The sequence below is a fragment of the Micromonospora sp. NPDC003776 genome (assembly GCF_053605645.1).
On sequence record NZ_JBSGJR010000641.1, the window covers coordinates 1 to 3,612 of the forward strand.

Below are 3,612 nucleotides of genomic sequence, written 5' to 3' on the forward strand. Positions count from 1 at the left end.
CCCATGAACCCCCACAAACATCAACCTGGGCTCCCCCGGGGGGGGGGGGGGCCCAACCCCCCCCGCCACCCGCCGCTCGCACGCACCGCCAGACCGGGTCTGGCCCCACCCACCACCGGTCGGACCCGGTACCGGACGCAAGGAGAGGCATCATGATCGATGTCACGCTGGAGTCGGTGAGCAAGCGCTTCGCACGCGCCGGCGACACCGCGGCCGTCGACGACGTCGACATCAGGATCGCCGCGGGGGAGTTCTTCACCCTGCTCGGCCCGAGCGGCTGCGGCAAGACCACCACCCTGCGGATGGTGGCCGGCTTCTACTTCCCCACCTCGGGCCGGATTCGCTTCGGTGCGGAGGACGTCACCCACCGGCCGCCGAACAAGCGCGACACGGGCATGGTGTTCCAGAACTACGCTCTCTTTCCGCACATGACCGTCGCGCAGAACGTCGCGTACGGCCTGAAGATCCGCAAGGTCGGCCGGGTCGAGTCGAAGCGGCGGGTCGAGGAAGCGCTCGGCCAGGTGCACCTGGCCGGGTACGGCGACCGCCGCATCGACCAGCTCTCCGGCGGCCAGCAGCAGCGGGTCGCGCTCGCCCGGGCCCTGGTCATCCGGCCGCGCACCCTGCTGCTCGACGAGCCGCTGTCCAACCTCGACGCCAAGCTGCGCGAGGAGACCCGCGTCGAGATCCGCCGGATCCAGCAGGAGAGCGGCACCACCGCCATCTACGTCACCCACGACCAGGCCGAGGCGATGGCGATGTCCGACCGGATCGCCGTCATGGAGTCCGGCCGGGTCCAGCAGATCGGCGCGCCGCAGGAGATCTACCACCGGCCGGCCAACGCGTTCGTGGCCCGGTTCATCGGCCGCAGCAACGTGCTCAGCCTGCCGGTGGCCGCGGCCGGCCCGGAGAACGTCACCGTGGCGCTGCCCGGCGGTGACCAGGTCACCGTGGCCGCGCCGGCCGAGCACGGGCTGCGCGAGGGCGGGACGGCGCTGGTCTCCGTGCGGCCCGAGCACGTCGGGCTCACCTCGGCCACCGAGGCCGGTGCCCTCAGCGGCCGGGTGACCGAGCTGGAGTTCACCGGCATGGCCACCAACCTGGTGGTCGACGTGGCCGGCGAGCCGGTGCAGGTCGCGGCGATCGACGTCCCGGCCGGGCTGGCCGTCGGCGACCAGGTCGGACTGCGGCTGCCTCGGCAGCGGATGTGGGTGGTGCGCCCATGAGCACCATTCCCGCCACCCCCAGCGCGGCCACCGTCCCACCGGCCACCGGCGACCCGGCGCCGCCGCGGGCCCGCCGGTCCCGGCGGCTCACCGTCGGCGCCAACTCGCCCTGGTTCCCGTACCTCCTGGTCTTCCCGCTGGCGCTGATCCTCTTCGGGTACGTCGTCCAGCCGATGTTCGCCACCTTCGCCGAGAGCGTCGGGGTGGACGGCCCGGCGAACTACGCCACCTTCCTTACCGGCGACGGGGTCGCCCGGTCCGCGCTGGTCACTTCGTTGGTGATCTCGGCCGCCAGCGTGCTGCTCTGCGGCATCGTCGGGGTGGCGATGGCGTTCCTGCTCAAGCGCTTCTCGTTCCCGGGCCGTCGGCTGATCGAGGCCATCATCCTGGTGCCGGCGGCGCTGCCGCCCCTGATCGGGGCAATCTCGTTCCAGCTGCTCTACAGCGAGACCGGCATCCTGCCGCGGGGCCTCCAGCACCTGTTCGGCACGGAGAACCCGGTGCTGCCGTTCAGCGGCATCGCCGGGGTGCTGGTGGTGCACACCTTCACCATGTACCCGTTCTTCTACCTGGCGACCTCGGCCGCGCTGGTCGGCATGGACCCGTCGGTCGAGGAGGCCGCGTACAACCTGGGCGCCGGCCGGGTCCGGGTCTGGCGGACCGTGCTGCTGCCAATGCTCACCCCGGCGTTGGTCTCCGCCTCGCTGCTGGTCTTCATGACGTCGCTGGCGTCGTACACCGCTCCGCTGCTGTTCGGAGTGGACCAGACGATGACCATGCAGATCTACATCAACCGCACCAACGGCGACCTGCCGATGGCCTCCACGTACGCCTCGGTGCTCGGCGTGGTGTCGGTGCTGTTCCTGCTCGGCATGCGCTGGTACGAGGGGCGGCGCAGCTACCGGTCCCAGTCCAAGGGCATCGCCGCGCACCGCCGGGAGATCACCAACCCGTTCGGCCGCTGGCTGGCCCTGCTCGCCTCGGTGCTCGCCACTGTGGTGCTGCTCGCCCCGGTGGGGACGATCGCCCTGGTGGCGTTCTCCGAGGACGGCTCCTGGACGACCGAGGTGATCCCGTCGGCGTACACCACCCAGAACTTCGTCACGATCTTCTCCGACCCGGAGGCGTACCGGCCGATCGTCAACTCGCTGAACATGAGCCTGATCGCCACCGTCGGCTGCGTCGTGGTCGGCGTGCTCATCGCGTACGCGGTGCGCCGGCTGAACTTCCGCGGACGTGGCCTGCTCGACGTGGCGGTCATGCTGGCCTGGGCGCTGCCAGGCACGGTGGTGGCGATCAACCTGATCTCGGCGTTCAGCACCGGCAACGCGTTCAGCCTCGGCCAGGTGCTGATCGGGACCTTCTGGATCATGCCGTTGGCCTACTTCGTGCGGTTCCTGCCGCTGGTGTTCCGCTCCAGCTCGGCGGCGCTGGCCCAGCTCGACCCGTCGCTCGAGGAGGCCGCCCGCAACCTGGGCGCGTCCTGGTGGCGGGCGTTCGGCACGGTCACCCTGCGGCTGATGCTGCCGGGCGTGCTGGCCGGCGCGCTGCTCGCCTTCGTGCACGGCGTCGGCGAGTTCGTCGCCTCGGTGCTCATCTACACCTCGGAGACGGCGCCGATCTCCGTCGAGATCAACAACCGGATGTACTCGTTCGAGGTGGGGACCGCGGCCGCGTACGGCATGCTCCAGATCGTCCTGATCTTCGTGGTGATGGTGGCCTCCGGACGGCTGGAGAGCGGCCCGAAGGCCAGCCGGGAGGCGGCGCAATGGACCGCGTGATCGACCGCTGGCCGGCGGGCGGCGGGCTGCTCCCCGCCGCCCGGATCCCCGGCGGCGAGCTGGCAGCCGTCGCCGCGGCGGCGGACTTCGCGGTGCTCCCGGTCGGCGCGGTCGAGTGGCACGGCCCGCACCTGCCGCTCGGCACCGACCTGATCCTCGCCGAGGGCTTCGCCGGAGAGAGCGCCGAGGACTCCGGTCCGCGCGGCGTGCTCTTCCCCGCGGTCGCCTACGCCGCCTGCCCGGGGCAGACCCGTCCCTGGCCGGGGACGGTCGCGATCCGGCCGGAGATCGCGGTCGGCTACCTTGCCGACGTCATCGAGGGGATCGTCGTCGCCGGGTTTCCCCGGCTGCTGGTCGTCAACGGCCACGACGCCAACATGTCCACCGTCCGGGCCGCGATGGAATGGGTCTCCGGGCGGCGGACCGCCAGCCTGCTGCTGGTCAACTGGTTCCAGCTGGTCACCCCGGCGGAGACCGCCGACATCTACGGCGAGCCGCCGGCCCGCGGGCACGGCGGCGCGTACGAGACCTCCGGCGTGCTCGGCTTCGACCCCGGCGCGGTACGCCTCGACGCCGCCGCCGACCTGCCGCCGCGGCCCAAGCTG

At 71.8% G+C, this 3,612-nt stretch carries 3 protein-coding genes; all 3 read left to right on the forward strand.

Annotated features, from left to right (window positions below):
- The first annotated feature begins 152 nt into the window (after nt 1-152).
- Nucleotides 153-1,226: an ABC transporter ATP-binding protein gene (locus tag ACWEVO_RS32490; protein ID WP_452311267.1), complete on the forward strand. Its 1,074-nt coding sequence runs from the start codon at nt 153-155 to the stop codon at nt 1,224-1,226.
- Nucleotides 1,223-3,007 carry an ABC transporter permease gene (locus ACWEVO_RS32495; RefSeq protein WP_452311268.1) on the forward strand — a complete coding sequence of 595 codons (1,785 nt, stop codon included), beginning with the start codon at nt 1,223-1,225 and terminating at the stop codon, nt 3,005-3,007. Before ACWEVO_RS32490 ends, ACWEVO_RS32495 begins: the two co-directional genes overlap by 4 nt.
- Nucleotides 2,995-3,612 (forward strand): creatininase family protein (locus tag ACWEVO_RS32500; RefSeq protein ID WP_452311269.1); only part of this gene is annotated, 618 nt, incomplete at its 3' end. The genes ACWEVO_RS32495 and ACWEVO_RS32500, both read left to right, overlap by 13 nt.